Annotated in this window: 9 protein-coding genes; 3 read left to right on the top strand and 6 right to left on the bottom strand. The window is 67.9% G+C overall.

Annotated features, from left to right (window positions below):
- On the bottom strand, positions 1 to 612 hold a 612-nt coding region (locus ACWELQ_RS34625; protein ID WP_452401233.1), incomplete at its 3' end, for a TetR/AcrR family transcriptional regulator.
- A gap of 122 nt (positions 613 to 734) precedes the next feature.
- Between ACWELQ_RS34625 and ACWELQ_RS34620 the strand changes: the two genes are divergently transcribed.
- The 3 genes from ACWELQ_RS34620 to ACWELQ_RS34610 are packed head-to-tail and all read left to right on the top strand — an operon-like array spanning position 735 to position 2,534.
- Complete coding sequence (locus tag ACWELQ_RS34620; RefSeq protein WP_452401232.1) at positions 735 to 1,610, top strand: oxidoreductase; 876 nt, start codon at positions 735 to 737, stop codon at positions 1,608 to 1,610.
- 43 nt (positions 1,611 to 1,653) lie between these two features.
- Positions 1,654 to 2,127, top strand: coding sequence for a transcriptional regulator (locus tag ACWELQ_RS34615; protein WP_452401231.1), 474 nt, complete (start codon positions 1,654 to 1,656; stop codon positions 2,125 to 2,127).
- Complete coding sequence (locus ACWELQ_RS34610) at positions 2,124 to 2,534, top strand: DUF3817 domain-containing protein (RefSeq protein ID WP_452401230.1); 411 nt, start codon at positions 2,124 to 2,126, stop codon at positions 2,532 to 2,534. The genes ACWELQ_RS34615 and ACWELQ_RS34610 overlap by 4 nt, the downstream gene beginning before the upstream one ends.
- Before the next feature lie 125 nt (positions 2,535 to 2,659).
- On the opposite strand, the gene ACWELQ_RS34605 is transcribed toward ACWELQ_RS34610, so the two are convergent.
- The 5 genes from ACWELQ_RS34605 to ACWELQ_RS34585 form a co-directional block, all read right to left on the bottom strand.
- Positions 2,660 to 3,268 carry a non-canonical purine NTP pyrophosphatase gene (locus tag ACWELQ_RS34605; RefSeq protein ID WP_452401229.1) on the bottom strand — a complete coding sequence of 203 codons (609 nt, stop codon included), beginning with the start codon at positions 3,266 to 3,268 and terminating at the stop codon, positions 2,660 to 2,662.
- Entirely contained in the window at positions 3,265 to 4,035 is a 771-nt protein-coding gene (gene rph / locus ACWELQ_RS34600) for a ribonuclease PH (protein WP_379358203.1), read from the bottom strand. The genes ACWELQ_RS34605 and rph overlap by 4 nt, the downstream gene beginning before the upstream one ends.
- Positions 4,036 to 4,186: 151 nt before the next feature.
- On the bottom strand, positions 4,187 to 4,951 hold the full coding sequence (locus ACWELQ_RS34595) for a cyclic nucleotide-degrading phosphodiesterase (RefSeq protein WP_379358205.1): 765 nt from the start codon (positions 4,949 to 4,951) through the stop codon (positions 4,187 to 4,189).
- 68 nt (positions 4,952 to 5,019) lie between these two features.
- The gene (locus ACWELQ_RS34590) at positions 5,020 to 5,733 is read right to left on the bottom strand and encodes a rhomboid family intramembrane serine protease (RefSeq protein WP_452401228.1); all 714 of its coding nucleotides are present in this window, start codon (positions 5,731 to 5,733) and stop codon (positions 5,020 to 5,022) included.
- Positions 5,734 to 5,843: 110 nt separating this feature from the next.
- A partial coding sequence (locus tag ACWELQ_RS34585; protein ID WP_452401227.1) for a pyridoxal-phosphate dependent enzyme occupies positions 5,844 to 6,366 on the bottom strand: 523 nt, incomplete at its 5' end.

The raw sequence follows: 6,366 nt of genomic DNA, 5'->3' as shown, positions 1-6,366 counted from the left end.
GTCGAAGGCGGCGGCGGCCCGCTCGGCCAGCACGACCGCGATCGCGTCGTTCGACTCCCCCGCCACCGTGCGGCGCTGCACCTCGTCGAACAGCGTCCGATGCACGCCGCCCAGCAGCGCGGCGACCACCCGGGCCGTGAAATCGTCTGCGGGAGCGCCGGTTTCCTCGGCCAGCACTTCGGCCAGCAGGCGTTCGCGATCCTCGTGGAACTCTCGCATCCGCGCGACCAGGGCCGGGCTGCCGGTGATCAGGGCGGCGAAGTCCGGTCCCGAGAAGCCCGCCAGCACGGCATCCTTCGCGACGGCCCCCGCCAAATACGCCCGCCGCAGCGCGGCCAGCGCCGACTCCCCCGGCTGCCGCGCGCGCACGGTGTCCGCCGGGCCGGCGACGAATGCCTCGCGAATATCCAGCACCAGATCTTCCTTGCGCGGGAAGTAATTGGTCACGGTCATCTTGGCGACCTCCGCGGCCACCGCGATCTCGGCGATGGTGACCGTGTCGTACCCACGCTCCAGGAACAACCGCGTCGCGGTATCGGAGATGTTCTGCCGGGTCTGCAACTTCTTGCGCTCGCGCAGACCCTGGGGCGCGCCGGTCGACGACGGTGTCATAAAATCATTATGATCATCTTTTTATGACTGTCACAATTTTTCGCCCGCGAGTCCGGGCTATCGCCGGAACTTACTCTGAAGTAAGGTCGAACAAACGACTCGAATTGTGAGGTCAAACAGCCATGGCATGGAAGCCCAGCGAAATCACGGACCAGTCCGGGCGCACCTTCGTCATCACCGGCGCCAACGGCGGGCTCGGCGAACAGACCAGCAAGGTGCTCGCGGGCAAGGGCGCCACCGTCATCATGGCCTGCCGCAACGCCGCCAAGGCGCAGGAAGTGGCCGATCGCATCGACGGTGACGTGCGGGTGGCTGCGCTGGACCTGGCCGATCTCGCCTCCGTGCGCCAGTTCGCCGAGACCCAGGGCGAATTCGATGTGCTCATCAACAACGCGGGCCTGATGAACATCCCGTTCTCGCGCACCAAGGACGGCTTCGAAACCCAGTGGGGCGTCAACCATCTCGGGCATTTCGCGCTGACCGGGCTGCTGCTGGACAAGATCAGCGACCGGGTCGTCTCGCTGGCGTCGATCGCCCACAAGCAGACCCCCAAGCTCTACATCGACGACCTCAACTACGAGAACCGCCGCTACCAGCGCAATCTCGCCTACGCGCAGTCCAAGCTCTCGAACCTCATGTTCGCCCGCGAACTGCAGCACCGGCTCGAGGCCGCCGGTTCGACCAAGCGCTCCTACGCCGTGCACCCGGGCGTCTCGGCGACCGACCTTTTCGCCAAGACCGAAACCCCCCTCGACAAGATCTCCAAGCCGTTCATCCGGATCGTCGGCCAGTCCCCGTTCCACGCGGCCTACTCCTCGATGTTCGCGGCCACCTCCCCCGACGCCGACCCGAACACCTACTGGGGTCCCACCCGCTGGTTCGGCAGCCAGGGCCCGGTCGAGGCGTCCCCGTCGAGCAAGACCTCCCAGGATCGCGACCTGCAGCGCCGCCTGTGGGAAGAGTCCGAGCGCTTGACCGGCGTCACATACAAATTCTGATCTGTGCACCTGCCTACTACGCGGCCCGTAGTAGGCAGGTACCGTGGAGGTCGTGTCCGCTCCCCATCGCCGTCCGGCCCTGATTGTCTTCGTGGTCGTGGCGTTCCTGGCGTGCCTGGGATTGGGGTACTGGCAGTGGACCCGGTTCGAATCGGGTGGCGGCACGTATCAAAATCTCGGCTACGCATTGCAGTGGCCGTTGTTCGCGGGCTTCGTGATCTGGGCCTATGTCCGCTTCGTGCGCCTCGAGAAGGAAGCGGTGGAGGACGCCGCCCCGAGTCCCGAAGTGGCCGAATCCACTCCGGACAGCAGCCCCGATGCCCGGCCGCGCCGGCCCAAGGCCGCGGCACCGCGCGAGATTCCGGCGGGCTTGTTGCCGGAGCGCCCCAAGGCCGCCCGGGACGAGGATCCCGAGCTCGCCGAATACAACAAATACCTGGCCGATCTGCACGCCCAGGACATGGACGACAAGGTCCGTGACGCGGGGCTGCACCACACCGAGAGGAGCGCCGGTTGAGCACCCGCGACAACTCCGCAGAAACCCCCGTCGCCGGTGAGACCACCACGCTGGCTCCCCGCCCGCTCGGTGCCGCCACGCCCGAGAAGATCCGCGGCGCGCTGACCCGCTACCGCGTGCTCGCCTACATCACCGGTGTCTGGCTGCTGGTGCTGTGCGGCGAGATGATCTACAAGTACGGCATTCTCGACGACAGCCACTCCGCGCCGCACTGGCTGTTCTACATCGGCCAGGTGCACGGCATCTTCTACATGATCTACCTGGTCTTCACCATCGACCTCGGGATCAAGGCGCGCTGGCAGCCGCTGACCACGTTCCTCACCTGCCTGGCGGGCACGATCCCGTTCGCCTCCTTCTTCTTCGAGCACTACCGGACTCGCGATGTGAAGGCCACCTTCGGTCTCTGAGTCAGCAACGAAAAACCGCGCCCCGCCGAGGAATCGGCGGGGCGCGGTCGTTTCGGGAAGTGTTCAGCCGTGACGCTACCGAGCCCGGCCCGGGCGGCGCTACCGAGCCCCCGCCCCGGCTTCGCTCAGCGTTCGGCCAGGGCCGCCAGCGCCGGGAGCAGTTGCCGCAAGGCACGGCCGCGGTGGGACGCCGCGTCTTTCTCGGCCGGGGTGAGCTGCGCGGAGGAGACGTCGCCGCCATCCGGGAAGAACAGCGGATCGTAGCCGAAACCGCCGTCGCCCACCGGCTTTCGGCCGATGACGCCGGGCCATTCGCCGCGCACGGTCTCCTCGACGCCGTCGGCGACCAGAGCGCAGGCGGAGACGAAGCGCGCGCCGCGACGGTCGTCGGGGACATCGCCGAGCTGGGCCAGCAGCAGGGTGTTGTTGGCCTCGTCATTGCCGTGGGTGCCCGACCAGCGGGCCGACAGCACACCCGGCATGCCGTTGAGGGCATCCACCTCGAGACCGGAATCGTCTGCGACACAGGGCAATCCGGTGGCGGCGAAGCCGTCGCGGGCCTTGGCGAGGGCATTGCCCTCGAAGTCCGGCGCGGTCTCGGGGGCCTCCGGATACTCCGGCACGTCGTTCAAGCCGACGATCTCGAGGCCCGCGACGCCCGCCTCATCCAGGATGCGGCGCAACTCGTTGAGCTTCTTGGTATTGCGGCTGGCGACCAGGACACGACGGGTCATCGCTTCTTGGACTCCTCCGGCTCGGGCAGCACGCCCGGGTACGGCAGCGCCAGGGCTTCCTTCTGCACCACGAACAGCTGCTCGCAGCCCGCGAGCGCGGAATCGAGGAGCTTGTCGAGGGTGGAGCGCGGGAAGGTCGCGCCCTCGCCGGTGCCCTGGATCTCCACCAGGGTGCCGGTGTCGGTGGCGACCACGTTCATATCGACCTCGGCGCGCGAATCCTCTTCGTACGGCAGGTCCAGGCGCACCCGGCCGTCGACGACGCCGACGCTCACCGCGGCGATGGCGCAGGAGATCGGTTGCGGGTCGGACAGTTTCCCGGCCGCGCCCAGGTAGGTGATGGCGTCCGAGAGCGCCACGTACGCGCCGGTGATGGCGGCGGTGCGGGTGCCGCCGTCGGCCTGCAGCACGTCACAGTCCAGCGCGATGGTGTTCTCGCCGAGCGCGGCCAGGTCGATGCAGGCGCGCAGGGAACGGCCGATCAGCCGCGAGATCTCCTGGGTGCGGCCGCCGACCTTGCCCTTCACCGACTCTCGGCCCGAGCGGGTGTGGGTGGCGGCGGGCAGCATCGCGTATTCGGCCGTCAGCCAGCCCAATCCGGAGTCACGACGCCACGGCGGCACGCCGTCGGTGACACTCGCGGTGCACATCACCCGCGTCCCGCCGAACTCCACCAGCACCGACCCCGCCGGGTGCGAGGTGAATCCCCGGGTGATCCGTACGTCGCGGAGTTCGTCATCCGCCCTGCCATCGGCTCGTTTCGACACGGCCAACAGCGTAGCTCCCCCGCCTCCCCGAAACTTCAGCGGACGGCAGCGTGCCGTTGACCGTCTCGCACCCGGGCCGGCGGTTGAGTGCCGAACCGATTTTGGACGTACCCGGGGAGTTACCCCGACCGTTACGAGATCTGTTGTCGCGTCAGATATCGAAAACTTCGCCCGGCGACACCGCGTGGACCGGACCGCTGAACACGGCCTTGGCTTCGGCGATGACGTCCTCGCGGGAAGTCCACGGGGGGATGTGGGTCAGGAGGAGTTCGCCGACGCCCGCTTGGGCGGCGATCAAACCGGCCTCGTGGCCCGAGAGGTGGATGCCCGGGGGGCGGTTCGCCGGGTCGTGGGTCCAGGACGCCTCGGAGAGGAGAACGTCTGCGCCGCTGGCCAACTCGAAGACCTCGTCGCACAGGGCGGTGTCGCCGGTGTAGACGAAGGTGCGGCCCGCGGCGGTGTTGATGCGCAGGCCGTAGGACTCCGGCGGGTGGTACATGCGCCGGGCCTCGACGGTGTGGCCGGGGCCGAAGGTGGTCGGCGTGCCCGGCTGCCATACCCGCATGTCGATGACGTCGGACCAGTCGTCGGTCTCGCCGCCGATCTCGGCGGAGGCGTTGCCGATCCGCAGCGAGGTGTCGGTGGGGCCGTAGACGATGGCCTTCCCGGTCGGCGGATTCGGGTGGTAGCGCCGCCACACCAGCAGGCCCGGCAGATCCAGGCAGTGGTCGGCGTGCAGATGGGTGAGGAAGATGTCGACCTCACCCGGATCGAGGTACCGCTGCAGCGCGCCCAGCACGCCGGGACCGAAATCGATGACGGTCGGTGTCATATCCGGGCCGGTCAGCAAGTAACCCGAGGCCGGAGAATCCGGGCCGGACACGCTGCCCGAGCACCCGATCACGGTGAGGCGCATTCCCCCATGCTGCCACGCTGCATTCTCACTCAAGGAGGGATCCCCCAAATCGCCGACCGCGTCCAGCGTCACCCCTGCGACGCGGTACGGCCGGCTTCAACCCCGCGACGATGACGACGTTCATTCCCAGAGAGTACCCACCCGGCAAACACTCCACCTATCGCCCCGAAAAGATGTCCTTGCCAAGAGATTTCCGGATTGCCGGGCAGGACGCCCCACAGGATCGACCCGTAGAGCACCAACACCACCAGACCGACCACGATCTGCAGCACGTTTCGCGAGAACCAGCCCCAGCAGATCACGTAGGTGAGCCAGCCGAACACCAGCACCGACGCCCCGACCGAGACGCTGTGCGCGGGAGCGGTGAGCCACTGCCCGAGCCCCGCGATCACCCAGATGATCGCGGTGGCGGTCAGCCCGCGCCCGATCCCGGTCAGCAGGGCCAGCAGCCCGAGCACGATGACCGGCAGCGTGTTCCCGAACAGATGCCCCCAATTGGCATGCAGCACAGGCGCGAACAGAATCCCCGACAGCCCGGCCTCACTGCGCGGCTTGACCCCGGCATTGTCGAGCTCACCGTTCGTCGCACTGTTGATCGCCTCGATCACATACAGCAGCGCCGTGAACCCCAGCGTCAAAACAATGGCCCGCTGCCACAGCAGCTTCACCGCGGCATTGCCGCCCGCCCGCTCGACTCCCCCGGCAGGTTTCGCCAACTGCCCCCGCAACCGCGCGATCCGATCCGGATCGAACGACGATCCCATCCCGCTGCCGCCGCTCATAGCAAGACCTCCTAGGCGTCTTGCTCTCGAGCGTACCGCTGCCTCGATAAACAGCGCGCCCGCTGCGGTTGCGCAGCGGGCGCGGGGTCGGTGTGGTCTCGGGGCGGCGGTCAGGCCCAGAGTTGGCCGTCGAGTTTCTCTTCGGCTTCTTCGAGGGTGCCGTCGTAGGCGCCGGTGGAGAGGTATTTCCAGCCGCCGTCGGCGACGACGAAGGCGATATCGGCGCGGTGCCCGGCCTTTTGGGCCTTCTTCGCGACGCCGAGGGCGGCGTGCAGGATCGCGCCGGTGGAGATGCCCGCGAAAATGCCCTCTTCCAGGACCAATTCGCGGGTGCGGCGGACCGCGTCGTAGGGGCCGACGGAGAAGCGGGAGGTGAGGACGGACTCGTCGTAGAGTTCGGGGACGAAGCCCTCGTCGAGATTGCGCAGGCCGTAGACGAGTTCGCCGTAGCGGGGTTCGGCGGCGACGATGTCGATGTCGGCGACCTTCTCGCGCAGGAAGCGGCCGGTGCCCATCAGGGTTCCGGTGGTGCCCAGGCCCGCCACGAAATGCGTGATCTCGGGCAGGTCGGCGAGGATCTCCGGGCCGGTCGTCTCGTAGTGCGCGAGCGCGTTGGCGGGATTGCCGTACTGG

Source organism: Nocardia sp. NPDC004722 (assembly GCF_053601505.1).
This window is presented reverse-complemented; position numbering and strand designations above follow the sequence as displayed.